This window comes from Microbacterium paludicola, assembly GCF_015235415.1.
Taxonomy (GTDB): domain Bacteria; phylum Actinomycetota; class Actinomycetes; order Actinomycetales; family Microbacteriaceae; genus Microbacterium; species Microbacterium paludicola.
Genome location: NZ_JADGLL010000015.1, coordinates 50,471 through 65,118, shown reverse-complemented (window position 1 = coordinate 65,118; position 14,648 = coordinate 50,471). Strand labels below are relative to the sequence as shown.

Sequence of the window (14,648 nt, the reverse complement as noted above, 5' to 3'; positions counted from 1 at the left end):
GGAAGCTAAGCCTCTCAGCGCCGATGGTACTGCAGGGGGGACCCTGTGGGAGAGTAGGACACCGCCGGACTTCACGTGAACAGAAGGGCCACCCAACGACGGGTGGCCCTTCTGCATTTATACGGGTGTTCTTGTCGCTCGTAGACTTGCGCGCATGACGAGCGCGCAGCTTCATCCCCGTAATCTCCGCGTCGCCGACAGGCTCCGCGAGGCCGGCATCCCCGGCGAGTTCGTCATCCTCCCGGATGCCGCGTCCACCGCAGCTCTGGCGGCCGCCGCCCTTGGCGTCGAGGTCGGGGCGATCGCCAACAGCCTCGTGTTCTGGTGCGACGATCGACCGCTGCTGGTCATGACGAGCGGCGCCCACCGCGTCGACACCGCGGCGCTCGCTGAGCGCCTTGGTCGCGGCGCCATCAGGCGCGCCTCCGCGGAGCAGGTCTTCGAGGCTACCGGGCAGGTCATCGGGGGAGTGGCCCCGACGGGGCACCCGGAACCGATCGAGACGATCGTCGACGAGCACCTCCAGACGTACCCTCAGCTCTGGGCCGCGGCGGGAACCGCGCACTCGGTGTTCCCGCTGACATTCGACGAGCTCGTGCGGCTGACGGGCGGCCGCGTGGAGCGCGTCGACTGACTCAGCCGAGCAGCGCGTGGGCGATCGTGAAGATCACGAGGCCTGCGAGGGCGCCGACGACCGTGCCGTTGAGGCGGATGTACTGCAGGTCGCGCCCGACCATCAGCTCGATCTTCTCGGTCGTCTCCTGGGGGTCCCACCGCTCGACCGTGTCCGTGATCAGCGACGCGATGTCGTGGCGATAGCGATCGACGACGAACACCGCGGCATCCGTCACCCAGGTGTCCACGCGCTCACGGAGGGACGGGTCCTCCTCGAGCCGCACGCCCACCTCCGCCAGTGCGTCGCGGAGGCGGAGGCGCAGCGCGCTGTCCGGCTGCTCGAGCTCGCGGAGGAGGCCCTGCTTGGCGGCCCCCCATGCCTCGGCGGCGAGACGGCGTACGCCCGGGCTGTCGAACAGCGTCGACTTGGCGTGCTCGAGGCGGCCCTGCGTCGCGTCGTCGTGCTGCAGATTGTGGGCAAGCCGCGCGAGATAGCCGTCGATCGCGCGACGGGCGGGATGATCCGGATCCGCCTGGACGGCGCCCACGAACGCGACCGCCTCGTTGTAGACGGTGTGATCCACGAGCCGCTGCGCCATGGACGGCACCCACGAGGGAAGCCGACGGGAGACCAGCCCCTGGAATGCCTCCGGGTTCGCGTCGAGCCAGGCGGCGATCGTCTCGGCCGCCAGATCGACGGCGCCGTGATGCGCGCCCGTGTCGATCACGCGCTCGAGCCAGCCGCCCAGCGGGCCTCCCCAGCCGGGCTCGATGAGGTGACGGCGCGCGAGCGACTCGATGACATCCTGCACGTCGTCGTCGCTCAGCGCGCGCAGCACTCCCTGCGCGACGGCCGCGCCCTCGGACGCCACGCGCTCCGCGTGCTCCGGCTGGCGCAGCCAGGCACCGAGGCGCGCGGCGATCGGCGTGGAGGCGAGCTTCGTCCGCACGACGCCGCCCTCGAGGAAGTTCGTCTCCACGAACTCCCCGAGGTTGCGCCCGATCTCGTCTTTCCGGGTCGGGATGATCGCCGTGTGGGGGATCGGCAGCCCGAGTGGCCGTCGGAACAGTGCCGTGACCGCGAACCAGTCGGCGAGGGCGCCCACCATCCCGCCCTCTGCCGCGGCGCGCACGTACGCGAAGGCATGGATCCGGTCCTGCAGCGCGAAGCCGAACACGAACAGCACGGCCATGAAGATCAGCGCTCCGAGGGCCACGGCCTTCATGCGGCGCAGGCCGCGCAAGCGCTCCTGGTCGGCGGGTGAGAGCAGCTCGAGGGTCGCCATGCCCGCCATCCTCGCACGCTCTTCATACCCGGCGGGGGTACTCTCGCGGTGTGATCGAAGACATCCAGAAGCGCGCTCTGCACCGCACTCGCATCCTCGAAGGCCAGCTGCGCGGCCTCGGTCGGATGATCGAGAACGAGGACTACTGCATGGACATCATCACGCAGTCACGCGCCATCCAGCGCTCACTCGAGTCGCTGAACCGCCTGCTGCTCGAGAACCACCTGCGCACGCACGTCACGCACATGTTCGAGAGCGGTGCGGAGGACGACCGAGAGCAGGCGGTCGCCGAACTGCTGCGCGCATTCGACTTCGACGGGCGCTGAAGCCCGGGACGGGTCTACTGCTCGATCGGGCCGAGCCAGGCGGAGGCGACCGTGGCGTGTGCCGATTCGGGGTCCGACGGGTGGAAGGCGCCCGCGAGCACATCGCGGTAGAGACGCGAGAGCTCGTTCGAAGCGAAGTACGACGAGCCGCCCGCGACGAGCATCGCGTCGTCGACGATCCGCTTCGCGGTCGCCGTCGCCCGGTGCTTGATGCCGGACAGCAGCGAGAACCAGCGTGCGCCGTGGTCCGCGCGGTGGACGACATCGCCGGCGATCGCCGCGAGCTGCGGCGGAAGGGCGTCGTACGCCAGCGCCATCTCCGCGATCCGCCAGCGGATGTCCGGATCCTGCGCGTAGGACCGGCCGGTCTTCTTCGAGCGGCGCTTCTGGGCGGTCTCGACCGCGAGGTCCAGCGCGCGGCGGGCGATGCCGGTGTACACCGAAGCGAGCAGGATCTCGAAGACGCTGAAGATGCCGAACACGATCGGATCGGGGTTCGGGCCCGGAGCGACGCGGCGGACGACCCGGTCGGCCGGTGCGATCGCGCCGTGCAGTTCGGTGGTGCGGCTCTGCGTGCCGCGCATGCCGAGGGTGTCCCAGTCGTCCCGCGTGACGACGCGCTCGTCGCGGCCGACGAACGCGTAGACCATCTGCGGCGCATCGGGCGACGTCGTGTCGAGCCCGTGCAGGCCGAGCTGCGTCCAGACCGGGCCGAGCGAGGTGAAGATCTTCGTGCCGCTGAACGCATACGACCCGTCCGGCTGCGGCACCGCCTCGGTGTCGCTGCCGAAGAGGACGAGGTCGTTGCCTGCCTCGCTGATCCCGAACGCGAACACCTCTCCCGCCGCGGCGCCCTCCTGCACGAAGCGCAGGTCGTCGATCCCGCGATCCTGCATGACCTTCGCCACGCCGGTCCAGACCAGGTGCATGTTGATCGCCAGCGCGGTGGCGGGCGCCGCCTCGGCGAGGCGCTGCTGCAGCAGCGAGACCTCGGCGAGCGACAGCCCGAGCCCGCCCCGGTCCGACGGTACGAGCGCGCGCAGATAGCCGGCATCCCGCAGCTCGGCGAGATCCTCGTCCGGGAAGACGTTGCCGGCGTCGACGGCGGCCGCGCGCGAGCGGATCCGCTCGACGAGTTCGTCGGTCAGGATGTCGCGAGGATCGAAGGCGCTCACGACAGCACCTCCGCGAGGAGCCGCATCGTCCGCTCCGGTTTGTCCCGATGGGGGGAGTGGCCGGCGCCCGGGACGATCGACATCGTCACCGCGGGATTGCGCAGCACGGCGTCGGCGTTCGCGCCGGTGAAGAGGCTGTACACGGCGGGGTCGGCGCCGATCACATGCGTGGGGACCCGCAGCCGCGAGGCGGCCTCGCGCACATCCCACGTCGTGTTCTGCGCGCTGGTCTGCTCGACGGCCCAACGGCTCGCGCGAGCGACGCCGTCGACCTTCAGCTCGAGGTCCTGGGGGTGCCAGTGCGGGTGCTCCTCGCGCACGGTCTCGATCCGGTTGTCCGCGAACGCCCGCTCCTGGCTGCGCCGGATGATGCCCGCGTCGTGCCCGTCGACGACGATCGCCGGATCCACCAGGACGAGCTTCCGCGTCCAGTCGGGGTGGTCGGCCGCGGCGACCGTCGAGGCCGCGCCTCCCAGGGAGTGGCCGATCACCGCGTCCCACGCGCCGCTGTTGTCGGGCAGCACCCCGGCGACGTCGGCCGCGTAGGCGGCGACCGAGTAGTCGAGGGCCCGCGGCGCGTCGCCGTGACCTCGCAGATCGACGGCGGTCGCGTGCCAGCCGGCATCCGCGAGCGCCACGCCGAAGCGCCACATCAGGGCACCGGACGATCCGAGACCGTGCACCAGCAGGGCGCGGCGGGCTGACGCCGGGTCACCCCAGTGCATCCGGGGCAGAGTCAGGGGAGCAGACACCATGGCATCAGCCTACGGTCGCCGCCATCCGCCGGCCCGCCCCCGTCAGGTGATGACGGGGAGCTGCTCGGTGTCGGGGATCGGCGAGGCGTCGCGGTGGCGGAGATCCGGGAAGGCGCGGTGGAAGACCGCCGCGATGATCGCGGCACCGACGACCATCGCGATGCTCACGATGTAGGCGCCGACGGGGCCGTTGCCGTCGATGGCGAATCCGGCGGCCATGGATCCGAGCGCGGCGCCGATCAGCTGACCCGTGTTGATCCATCCGTACGCCTCGGCCGTCTCGCTGAACTTCACGCTCGCGGACGTGCCGGCGAGCATGACGGCGAGAGCCGGAGCGAAGCCGACGCCGGCGATGAACAGGGCGAAGGCGAGCCAGAACGGGTTGCTCACCCAGACCAGGGTGAGGGCGCTGCCGATCGCGACGATGACGAGTCGGCGGGCCGCGGACCACCGGCTCATCGGGATGCCGCCGGAGCCGAGTCCGCCGGTCAGGCTGCCCAGCGCGTACGCGGCGAGCACCAGGCCCGACTCGACGCCGCCCTCGCCGAAGGCGGCGACAACGCCTGCCTCGATCGCGGCGGCCGATCCGATGAACAGCACGCCGATTCCGGTCGTGAGCAGCACGGTGGGCTTGCGCAGCACGCGGCCGAGTGCAGTGCGGCTGCGCGGGATGCGCACCCGGCCGACCTCGGGGGACAGGATGAACCACGCCCCGCCGCCGAGCGCGATCACCGAGATGACGAGCAGCGCGACCACCGAGGAGACCTGCAGCGCGAGGAAGGTGACGAGCACGGGCGCGGCGACCCAGATGATCTCCTGCAGCGAGGCGTCGAGCGAGTACAGCGCGCCGAGCTGGCGGGAGTTCACCATCTTGGGGTAGATGGTGCGCACCGCCGACTGCACCGGCGGCGTCGAGACGCCGGCGATGAGGCCCAGCGCGATCAGCGCCGGCACGGGCAGCGGGGCGAGCGCCAGGACGGCGATCGTGGTGGCGTACAGCGCGGTCAGCAGCGTGAGCACCGGGCGCATCCCCCAGCGGCCCATCCAGCGGCTGGTGATGGGACCCGCAGCGGCCTGGCCGATCGACATCGCCGCGAGGACGATGCCCGCCGCGGCGTAGGAGTGGGTCAGATGCTCGACGTGGATGAGGAGGCCGAGGCTGACCATGCCAGAGGGGAATCGCGCCGTCAGCTGTGCGGCGATGATCCGGCCGACGCCCGGGGTGCGGGCCAGCTCACGGTAAGAGGACATCCCTTGAGATTATCGCCTGGGATCCCCGCGAGGCTGGGCGGAGACAGGGCAGAGACGGCCTGTCGAGGACGGGGCAGACACCCGCCGCGCGACACGCCGCGACACGCCGGGACGACCGGATCCACACCCTGTGGGATGTCGGTGGCCCTCCCTAGCGTTGTACCTGTGGAGAAGCCGTCGCGCCACGTCCGCGAACCGCGATTTCCCGCCTCAGCCGGGCCCTCTTCCGAAGGCTGCGACTGTGGATGGATCGGTGGACAGACCTGTGGTGAGGCGGTGGAGAACAGTGGAAAATGACAACCGTGTAACTACTAGTCCTAGTGGTGACCCCGAATGTCCGTACCCATATGTAGTATTGAGGTCCCGGCGGCGCTCCGCCGAGGCTCAGACGATTTGTAAGGGGAAGCAGCGTCATGGCGATCACGGTCTACACCAAGCCTTCTTGCGTCCAGTGCACGGCCACGTACCGCGCTCTCGACTCCAAGGGCATCGCGTACGAGGTCGTCGACCTCTCGCAGGACCCGAACGCGCTCGAGCAGGTCAAGGCGCTCGGCTACATGCAGGCGCCGGTCGTCGTGACCGACGAGGACCACTGGTCGGGCTTCCGTCCCGACATGATCGACGAGCTCGCCACGCGCCTCGCCTGACCGGCTCCGGTTCCTCGATCGAGGAACTCGCCGATCCAGTCGAGATGCCGGCGGGTCCGGTACACGGAGGAGTGAGGAGACATGACCGCAGCAGTCACCGCGACTGAAGCGCCGCTCCTTGTCTACTTCTCGAGCGTGTCGGGCAACACCGCACGTTTCATCGAGAAGCTCGGGATGCGGTCCGAGCGGATCCCTCTCCACCGCGGCGACGACGACCTCGTCGTCACAGAGCCCTACGTGCTCGTCACCCCCACCTACGGCGGGGGTGACGGGCGGGGCGCGGTTCCCAAGCAGGTCATCCGGTTCCTCAACGACGAACGCAACCGGCGATGGATCCGAGGGGTCATCTCGGCGGGGAACACCAACTTCGGCGATGGCTTCTGCATCGCCGGCGACATCATCAGCAGCAAGTGCAACGTGCCTCACTTGTATCGGCTGGAACTCTTCGGCACACCCGACGACGTCGCGAACGTCAGCGACGGATTGGAACGATGGTGGAAGCAGCGGCCTTGACCACGGAAGTCGACTTCAAGCACAACGCGAAGTTCGAGGGCATGGACTATCACGCCCTCAACGCGATGCTGAACCTGTACGACGAGAACGGGAAGATCCAGTTCGACGCCGACAAGCGCGCCGCTCGGGAGTACTTCCTGCAGCACGTCAACCAGAACACGGTGTTCTTCCACTCCCTCAAGGAGCGTCTCGACTACCTGGTCGAGAAGGAGTACTACGAGGGCGCCGTCATCGAGAAGTACCCGTTCGAGTTCATCGAGCGCCTGAACGACTTCGCCTACGGCAAGAAGTTCCGCTTCGAGACCTTCCTCGGGGCGTTCAAGTACTACACGAGCTACACGCTCAAGACGTTCGACGGCAAGCGCTACCTCGAGCGCTTCGAGGACCGCGTCGTGATGACCGCCCTCGCGCTCGCCGACGGCGACCAGGATCTCGCGTGGAACCTCGTCGAGGAGATCATCTCGGGCCGCTTCCAGCCCGCGACGCCGACCTTCCTCAACGCCGGCAAGGCGCAGCGCGGCGAACTCGTCAGCTGCTTCCTGCTGCGCATCGAGGACAACATGGAGTCGATCGCCCGCGGCATCAACTCCGCGCTGCAGCTGTCCAAGCGCGGCGGCGGCGTGGCGCTGCTGCTGTCGAACATCCGCGAGGCCGGCGCCCCGATCAAGCAGATCGAGAACCAGTCGAGCGGCATCATCCCCGTCATGAAGCTGCTCGAGGACTCGTTCAGCTACGCGAACCAGCTCGGCGCACGCCAGGGCGCGGGCGCGGTGTACCTCTCGGCGCACCACCCCGACATCATGAAGTTCCTCGACACCAAGCGCGAGAACGCCGACGAGAAGATCCGCATCAAGACGCTGTCGCTCGGCGTCGTCGTGCCGGACATCACGTTCGAGCTCGCGAAGAACGACGAGGACATGTACCTGTTCTCGCCGTACGACGTCGAGCGCGTCTACGGCGTCCCCTTCGGCGACATCTCGGTCACCGAGAAGTACCGCGAGATGGTCGACGACCCCCGCATCAAGAAGACGAAGATCAACGCGCGCAAGTTCTTCCAGACGCTCGCGGAGATCCAGTTCGAGTCGGGCTACCCGTACATCATGTTCGAGGACACGGTGAACAAGGCCAACCCGATCAAGGGCCGGATCAACATGTCCAACCTCTGCAGCGAGATCCTGCAGGTGAACACGCCGACGACGCTGAACGAGGACCTCTCGTACGACCAGATCGGCAAGGACATCTCCTGCAACCTGGGCTCGCTGAACATCGCGCTCGCGATGGACTCGCCGAACCTCGGTCAGACCGTCGAGACGTCGATCCGCGCCCTCACCGCGGTCAGCGACCAGAGCCACATCCGCTCGGTCCGCTCGATCGAGGACGGCAACGACAAGTCGCACGCCATCGGCCTCGGCCAGATGAACCTGCACGGCTACCTCGCCCGCGAGCGCGTCTACTACGGCTCGGAGGAGGGTGTCGACTTCACGAACATCTACTTCTACACGGTGCTGTTCCACGCGCTGCGCGCGTCGAACCGTCTCGCGATCGAGCGCGGCGTCGCCTTCGAGGGCTTCGAGGACTCGAAGTACGCCTCGGGTGAGTTCTTCGACAAGTACACCGAGCAGGCGTGGGTTCCGAAGACCGTCAAGGTCAAGGAGATGTTCGCGGCGCACCACATCCCGACGCAGGACGACTGGCGCGAGCTGAAGGCGTCCATCCAGCAGCACGGCATCTACAACCAGAACCTGCAGGCCGTGCCGCCGACGGGCTCGATCTCGTACATCAACAACTCGACGTCGTCGATCCACCCGATCGCGTCGAAGGTCGAGATCCGCAAGGAAGGCAAGCTGGGCCGCGTCTACTACCCGGCGCCGTTCATGACGAACGACAACCTGGACTACTACCAGGACGCCTACGAGATCGGCTACGAGAAGGTCATCGACACCTACGCCGCGGCCACGCAGCACGTCGACCAGGGCCTGTCGCTGACGCTGTTCTTCAAGGACACCGCCACCACGCGCGACATCAACAAGGCGCAGATCTACGCATGGCGCAAGGGGATCAAGACGATCTACTACATCCGCCTGCGTCAGATGGCGCTCGAGGGCACCGACATCGACCAGTGCGTCTCCTGCACGCTCTGATGCCCGCGGTCATCACGCGAGTCGAAATGCTGAAGAAGGAATCATGACCGAAGCAGTCAAGCTCCTGGATCACGTCCAGGCAATCAACTGGAACCGCATCCAGGACGATAAGGACGTCGAGGTGTGGAACCGCCTCGTGAACAACTTCTGGCTGCCCGAGAAGGTGCCGCTGTCGAACGACATCCAGTCGTGGAACACGCTGAGCCCGGCTGAGCAGCAGCTGACGATGCGGGTGTTCACGGGCCTGACGCTGCTCGACACGATCCAGGGCACGGTGGGCGCGGTGTCGCTGATCCCGGATGCGCTGACCCCGCACGAGGAGGCGGTGTACACCAACATCGCATTCATGGAGTCGGTGCACGCCAAGAGCTACTCGTCGGTGTTCTCGACGCTGTGCTCGACGCAGGAGATCGACGAGGCGTTCCGCTGGTCGGTGGAGAACCCGAACCTGCAGAAGAAGGCTCAGATCGTCATGGAGTACTACCGTGGCGATGAGCCGCTCAAGCGCAAGGTCGCCTCGACCCTGCTCGAGAGCTTCCTGTTCTACTCGGGCTTCTACCTGCCGCTTCACTGGTCGAGCCGCGCGAAGCTCACGAACACGGCCGACCTGATCCGCCTCATCATCCGCGACGAGGCAGTGCACGGGTACTACATCGGCTACAAGTTCCAGAAGGGCCTCGAACTGGTCAGCCAGGCCGAGCGCGACGAGATCAAGGACTACACGTTCTCGCTGCTCTACGAGCTCTACGACAACGAGGTGCAGTACACGCAGGACCTCTACGACCAGGTCGGGCTGACCGAGGACGTCAAGAAGTTCCTTCACTACAACGCCAACAAGGCCCTCATGAACCTGGGGTACGAGGCGATGTTCCCCTCGTCGGTCACCGACGTGAACCCGACCATCCTGTCGTCGCTCTCGCCGAACTCGGACGAGAACCACGACTTCTTCTCCGGCTCCGGCTCGTCGTACGTCATCGGCAAGCACGAGGCCACGGACGACGAGGACTGGGACTTCTGAGCCGTCTGACCTAGGAGACCTTCGCACGGCGGAGGCCCGGATCTGCAGAGAGCTCTGCGGGTCCGGGCCTCTCGCGTGCGTACCCGGGCAAGCGAATCGGCTCTCAGCGGCCGAGTATGCCGTCGTAGCGGCGCCTCCAATACCCCGGACGCTGGCGCTCGTGCGCGTAGGCGAGGATGACGGGCACGCCCTCATTAACGACATAGATGACGCGGAAGGGGAACCGTGTGGTGCCCTTCGCGCGGACGACGGGTTCACGCTCCCAACCTGTGAGGGGCGGCCACGCGTCCGGATACCGCTCGATGGCGGAGATCGCCTCGCGGACGGCCGCGAACAGGGCATGGCCTAGGCCCGGTTGCGCCTCCTCCAGGCGTTCCGCTGCCGCGAACAGCTCGGCACCCGCTTCTGGATGCTCCGCATGCTCGGACGTCACGCCGGATGTTTCGCCGCGAACCGGGCGCGGGTCTCCTCGAAGGTCCCTAGCTGCACTGCGTTGCTCAGCACATCGACGAGCCGCGAGTCGACTTCGGAGCGCCAGGCTGCGTCAATGTCGTCCTGTTCACCGGTCCCGACATGTCCGTCAAGACTGATGAGACCTGCACGGATCACCGCAGCGCGGTCACGTTCGGAGAGCGCCAGCAGCGCCCGCTTCACCTCTGCGACCTCCGGTGCCATGTGGCAAGTGTACGGCGAGCGGTCCACGACCGAGAAGGTCGTTCGAGCCATCAGGCGCGGGGCACGCGGAGCGAAGAGGCTAAAGCCGTGACAGTGGTGATGAGCATGCAGGGGAGCCCGAGCACGGTAGCCGCGAGCGTGGCGACCGCCTGCGTGAGCTGTATCGTCTCCGAATCGAAGAGTTCGCCGTTGCCGACTCGGCTTCCGAGGATGCACATGACAGCGAGCGCGAACAGCGCAATCACGATCAGCAGTCGGCTGCGAACCGAGGGCAGCAGTCGCGACTGGTAGCGAGGATCCGCGAGTACGTCCGTTTTCTCATCGTGTTGCTCGGGTGATGGACCGGCTGCGAATGCTTGTCTCGCGAGTTGGTCCATGAGGGTGTCGAGTTGCTGTGGCGACTCGAGTTGATCGGGAGTGACATCCGAGAGGACGCTCACGACCTTGGCGCAAACGGAGCGCCAGCGCAGCAGCTTAAGCAGGTCGGAGGGCAGCGAGCGGCTGAAGCGCCGCCAGACGAAGGTTGTCTCGACCGAGCGCAGCGCGGCCTCAAGCTCTCTGCTGTTCGTCGCGGATCGCTCGAGTCGGCTAAGGTCCGCCCAGACCTGCCAGAGAAAAGGTGCCCGGCGGTGCCACGCGATCGGCGTCAACAGGCGGACGGTCGCAAGCGGTATCAACGTTGCGAGCATGCCGCTGGCTGAGACGAGTATGGGTGAGACCATCGTGGGAGCCGGCGTGAGAGCCCACCACGTCCATACGAGCTGACCCACTCCGGCCGCCGCGAGCAAGCTCGTCAGGAGCTGCATCGTCCCTGCTGCGGCTCGGTGCGCGTCCCATGCCCGCAGAGCTGGGGTGGCGACCGTTTCGTTGAGGCGTGAGATGGCCATCTCGCCGGTTCTCAAAGGTCGGCAGGGGTGTCCGCCCAGCCATGTGAGCCACGCTGGGGCCCTCGAGATGAACCGCTCGACTGGCGTGATGGGACCGCTGGGCCTGGCGACCAGGAGCATGGTGGGTACGAGGACCGCTCCAAGGACGAGGGCCGACATCAGCACCACGAACGCGGTGGGCCAGTACGAGAACCACGCATCGGTGATCGAGGTCTTCACGTCATTCGATGATGTCGAAACGCGATCCGTCCCGGGAACGGCGCATATGCCTTGGTGACCGCGTTCTCCATCCGCCGCCGGCGCGAGGGCCGGAAGCGGGACCTGTCCTGCGTCGTGCGGGGCGGCCCGATGCAGCCGCCGGCGTCGGTAGGTCAGTCGATGCCGAGCTCGCGGCGCAGGCGGGCGACGTGGCCGGTGGCCTTGACGTTGTAGAGGGCCCTCGTGATGGTGCCCTGCTCGTCGAGGACGAAGGTCGAGCGGATGACGCCCTCGACGACCTTGCCGTAGTTCATCTTCTCGCCCCACGCCCCGTAGGCGCGGTGCACGGCGGCATCCGGGTCGCTCAGCAGCCCGAACGTCAGGGCGTCGCGGTCGCGGAACTCGGCGAGCTTGGCCGGCTCGTCGCGCGAGACGCCGAGCACCGTGTAGCCGGCGCCGGAGAGGGAGGCGATGCTGTCGCGGAAGTCGCACGCCTCGGTCGTGCAGCCGGGCGTCATCGCCGCGGGGTAGAAGTACAGCAGAACCTTGCCGCCGCGGAAGTCCGCCAGCGAGACGGACTTGCCATCCTGATCCTGCAGCGTGAAGTCGGGAGCGGGAGTACCGGGTTCGAGGCGCGTGTCAGTCACCCGTCCAGCCTAACGAGCGGGTGGAGCGGTGAGCCTCAGTAGTCGGTGCGGTCCTTGAAGGTCGCGAGCAGGCGCTGCAGCGAGTCGACGCGCGACGCCGGCAGGGCGCCCTCGGCCACGGCCTCGTTCAGCGCGCAGTCGGGGGCATCGGCGAGGTGTGTGCATCCGCGCGGGCACTGCTCGGCGACCGGCTCGAGGTCGCGGTACGCGCGGATGATGTTCGCCGGGTCGACGTGGCCGAGCCCGAACGACCGCACGCCCGGGGTGTCGATGACCCAGCCGGATCCGCCCTCGCCCTGATACCGCAGCGACACGGTCGAGGACGACGTGTGCCGCCCGCGTCCCGTGACGACGTTGACGTGACCGGTCGCTCGTCCCGCGGTCGGCACGAGCGCGTTCACCAGGGTCGACTTGCCGACGCCCGAGTGGCCGACGAACACGGTCGAGTGCCCGATCAGGGCCGCGCCGATCTCGTCAACGGGAGTCTCATGCCGCGCGCTGGTGAACACGCGCAGGTCGTCGAGACCCTCGAAGTGCGTGAGGAACGGCGCGGGATCCGCGAGGTCGGTCTTCGTGATGACCATCAGCGGCCGGATTCCCGCATCCAGCGCGGCGATCAGGTACCGGTCGACGAGGCGGGGGCGGGGCTCGGGATCGGCCGCGGCGACGACGAGCAGCATCTGATCGGCGTTGGCCACGATGACGCGCTCGACCTGGTCGGTGTCGTCCGCGCTGCGGCGAAGGAGCGAGGTGCGCTCCTCGATGCCGACGATGCGGGTGAGCGTCCCCTCCTCGCCGGAGGTGTCGCCGACCACGCGCGCGCGGTCGCCCGTGACGATCGGCATCTTCCGCAGCTCGCGGGCGCGCACGGCGGTGAGCTGGCGCTCCTCCGGGGTGTCCTCGCCGGCGAGCACCGTGTAGCGACCGCGGTCGACGCCCAGCACGCGCGCGATGGTGGCGTCCTCGTGCGCCGGGCGACGCTTGGTCCGCGGCCGGTTCGCCTTGGGGTTCGGGCGGACGCGGACGTCGCTCTCGTCGAAGAGCGGCTCGTCCTCGTCGTCGAGGGGGTCGTCGAGCCAGCTCACTTCGACTCGCTCCGCTCGCTCAGCACGGCGAACTTCGCCCCGCTCCGGCCGCTCCGCGAGGGCGTCATCGCCCGCCCAGCATCTCGTCCCACAGCTGCGTGAACTGGGGGAGGGTCTTCGCCGTCGTGCCGATCTCGTCGACGACGACGCCGGGGACACGCAGGCCGATCAGCGCTCCGGTGGTCGCCATGCGGTGGTCGTGGTGCGCTCGCCACGTGCCGCTCGTGAGCTTCCTGCCCGTCACCGCGGGCGGGATGACGCGGATGCCGTCGGGCATCTCCTCGGCCGATCCGCCGAGCGCGGTCACGTTCGCGGCGAGCGCCGCGATGCGGTCGGTCTCGTGACCGCGGATGTGGGCGATCCCGTGGAAGGTCGTGGGGGAGTCGGCGAAGACCGCCAGGCCCACGAGCGTCGGCGTGAGCTCGCTCACGGCCGACAGGTCGAGGTCGACGCCGTGGATGCCGCGGCCTGCCGCGACGGTGAGGGCGCCGCCGCGGCGGCTGACGCGTCCGCCCATGAGCTGCAGGATGTCGGCGAGCTGCGCGCCCGGCTGGGTCGAGTGCGGCGGCCAGCCCGCGACCGTCACGGATCCGCCCGCCACCATCGCGGCGGCGAGGAACGGCGCCGCGTTCGACAGATCGGGCTCGATGGCGATGTCCTTGGCGCGCAGGCTTCCCGCCGGCACGATCCACTCGCCCGCCGCGGGGCGCTCGACGTGCACGCCGCGGCGCGCGAGGGCCTCGACGGTCATGTCGATGTGCGGCACGCTGGGCAGCCGGGCGCCGACGTGGCGCAGGTGCAGGCCGACGTCGAAGCGCGGGGCCGCCAGCAGCAGCCCCGAGACGAACTGGCTCGAGACCGAGGCGTCGATCGAGATCTCCCCGCCGCGGACGTGGCCGTGACCGCGCACGGTGAACGGCAGCGACCAGTGGCCGCCGTCGTCGATGTCGACGCCGAGGTCGCGCATCGCGCGGATCATCTCGGCCATCGGGCGATGCAGCGCGCTCTCGTGGGCGGTGACGAGGACGTCGCCGGAAGCGAAGCCGGCGAGCGGCGCGAGGAACCGCATCACGGTGCCCGCCTGGCCGCAGTCGACAGTGGCGCCACCGGAGAACGGCGACGCGGGGTGAACGAGCAGATCGGGGCCGAACGGGCTCTCGCCCGGCACCTCCTCGACCACCACGCCGAGAGAGCGCAGGCCCTCGACCATCCGGCGCGAGTCGTCCGACTGGAGGGGCGCGATGAGCCGGCTCGGGCCCTCGGCGAGTGCGGCGAGGATCAGCTCGCGGTTGGTGAGCGACTTGGACCCGGGGATCGCCAGCGCCGCGTCGAGCGGGGCGTCCGCCACGGGCGCGGCGTACTCGCCCTGCGGGGCCTCGGGGGAATACACGCGCGAGCTCATCGGTTCCAGCCTAGTGAAAGCGAGGAC

General features: G+C 68.4%; 16 protein-coding genes and 1 rRNA gene. 7 read left to right on the top strand and 10 right to left on the bottom strand.

Features of this window, described 5'->3' with window-relative positions; genetic code table 11:
- Together rrf and IR155_RS08095 are read left to right on the top strand one after the other, a co-directional pair.
- Positions 1 to 70 (top strand): 5S ribosomal RNA (rrf, locus tag IR155_RS16445); the annotation flags it as partial.
- Positions 71 to 154: 84 nt separating this feature from the next.
- Positions 155 to 634, top strand: coding sequence for a YbaK/EbsC family protein (locus IR155_RS08095; protein WP_135114331.1), 480 nt, complete (start codon positions 155 to 157; stop codon positions 632 to 634).
- A 1-nt stretch (position 635) separates the two neighbouring features.
- Here IR155_RS08095 and IR155_RS08090 read toward each other — a convergent pair whose 3' ends face one another.
- Positions 636 to 1,901, bottom strand: a complete 1,266-nt coding sequence (locus IR155_RS08090) for a DUF445 domain-containing protein (RefSeq protein ID WP_135114330.1) — start codon at positions 1,899 to 1,901, stop codon at positions 636 to 638.
- 50 nt (positions 1,902 to 1,951) lie between these two features.
- On the opposite strand from IR155_RS08090, the gene IR155_RS08085 reads away from it, so the two are divergent.
- Positions 1,952 to 2,227, top strand: coding sequence for a metal-sensitive transcriptional regulator (locus IR155_RS08085; protein WP_135114329.1), 276 nt, complete (start codon positions 1,952 to 1,954; stop codon positions 2,225 to 2,227).
- Positions 2,228 to 2,241: 14 nt separating this feature from the next.
- On the opposite strand, the gene IR155_RS08080 is transcribed toward IR155_RS08085, so the two are convergent.
- The 3 genes from IR155_RS08080 to IR155_RS08070 are packed head-to-tail and all read right to left on the bottom strand — an operon-like array spanning position 2,242 to position 5,408.
- On the bottom strand, positions 2,242 to 3,402 hold the full coding sequence (locus tag IR155_RS08080; protein WP_135114328.1) for an acyl-CoA dehydrogenase family protein: 1,161 nt from the start codon (positions 3,400 to 3,402) through the stop codon (positions 2,242 to 2,244).
- Positions 3,399 to 4,157, bottom strand: a complete 759-nt coding sequence (locus IR155_RS08075) for an alpha/beta fold hydrolase (RefSeq protein WP_228066826.1) — start codon at positions 4,155 to 4,157, stop codon at positions 3,399 to 3,401. Before IR155_RS08075 ends, IR155_RS08080 begins: the two co-directional genes overlap by 4 nt.
- A 42-nt stretch (positions 4,158 to 4,199) precedes the next feature.
- The gene (locus IR155_RS08070) at positions 4,200 to 5,408 is read right to left on the bottom strand and encodes an MFS transporter (RefSeq protein ID WP_135114327.1); all 1,209 of its coding nucleotides are present in this window, start codon (positions 5,406 to 5,408) and stop codon (positions 4,200 to 4,202) included.
- A gap of 413 nt (positions 5,409 to 5,821) precedes the next feature.
- On the opposite strand from IR155_RS08070, the gene nrdH reads away from it, so the two are divergent.
- The 4 genes from nrdH to nrdF all read left to right on the top strand — a co-directional run bounded on the left by nrdH (position 5,822) and on the right by nrdF (position 9,727).
- On the top strand, positions 5,822 to 6,055 hold the full coding sequence (gene nrdH, locus IR155_RS08065; protein WP_135114326.1) for a glutaredoxin-like protein NrdH: 234 nt from the start codon (positions 5,822 to 5,824) through the stop codon (positions 6,053 to 6,055).
- Between the two features lie 81 nt (positions 6,056 to 6,136).
- A complete protein-coding gene (nrdI, locus tag IR155_RS08060; RefSeq protein WP_135114325.1) occupies positions 6,137 to 6,568 on the top strand; it encodes a class Ib ribonucleoside-diphosphate reductase assembly flavoprotein NrdI in 432 nt (143 codons plus the stop codon).
- Positions 6,547 to 8,709 (top strand): class 1b ribonucleoside-diphosphate reductase subunit alpha, encoded by a 2,163-nt coding sequence (gene nrdE, locus IR155_RS08055; RefSeq protein ID WP_135114324.1) that lies wholly within the window; start codon positions 6,547 to 6,549, stop codon positions 8,707 to 8,709. The genes nrdI and nrdE overlap by 22 nt, the downstream gene beginning before the upstream one ends.
- Before the next feature lie 43 nt (positions 8,710 to 8,752).
- On the top strand, positions 8,753 to 9,727 hold the full coding sequence (nrdF, locus tag IR155_RS08050) for a class 1b ribonucleoside-diphosphate reductase subunit beta (protein WP_135114323.1): 975 nt from the start codon (positions 8,753 to 8,755) through the stop codon (positions 9,725 to 9,727).
- 103 nt (positions 9,728 to 9,830) lie between these two features.
- Here the strand turns inward: nrdF and IR155_RS08045 are convergent, their stop codons facing one another.
- From IR155_RS08045 to aroA, 6 genes are all read right to left on the bottom strand, one after another.
- Positions 9,831 to 10,160, bottom strand: coding sequence for a type II toxin-antitoxin system RelE/ParE family toxin (locus IR155_RS08045; protein ID WP_135114322.1), 330 nt, complete (start codon positions 10,158 to 10,160; stop codon positions 9,831 to 9,833).
- Positions 10,157 to 10,402: a hypothetical protein gene (locus tag IR155_RS08040; protein WP_135114321.1), complete on the bottom strand. Its 246-nt coding sequence runs from the start codon at positions 10,400 to 10,402 to the stop codon at positions 10,157 to 10,159. Before IR155_RS08040 ends, IR155_RS08045 begins: the two co-directional genes overlap by 4 nt.
- A gap of 50 nt (positions 10,403 to 10,452) precedes the next feature.
- On the bottom strand, positions 10,453 to 11,508 hold the full coding sequence (locus tag IR155_RS08035) for a hypothetical protein (protein ID WP_135114320.1): 1,056 nt from the start codon (positions 11,506 to 11,508) through the stop codon (positions 10,453 to 10,455).
- 152 nt (positions 11,509 to 11,660) lie between these two features.
- Positions 11,661 to 12,134 (bottom strand): thioredoxin-dependent thiol peroxidase, encoded by a 474-nt coding sequence (gene bcp / locus IR155_RS08030; protein WP_135114319.1) that lies wholly within the window; start codon positions 12,132 to 12,134, stop codon positions 11,661 to 11,663.
- Between the two features lie 35 nt (positions 12,135 to 12,169).
- On the bottom strand, positions 12,170 to 13,219 hold the full coding sequence (rsgA, locus tag IR155_RS08025) for a ribosome small subunit-dependent GTPase A (RefSeq protein ID WP_135114318.1): 1,050 nt from the start codon (positions 13,217 to 13,219) through the stop codon (positions 12,170 to 12,172).
- A 64-nt stretch (positions 13,220 to 13,283) separates the two neighbouring features.
- Positions 13,284 to 14,621: a 3-phosphoshikimate 1-carboxyvinyltransferase gene (gene aroA / locus IR155_RS08020; RefSeq protein WP_135114317.1), complete on the bottom strand. Its 1,338-nt coding sequence runs from the start codon at positions 14,619 to 14,621 to the stop codon at positions 13,284 to 13,286.
- Positions 14,622 to 14,648 lie beyond the last annotated feature (27 nt).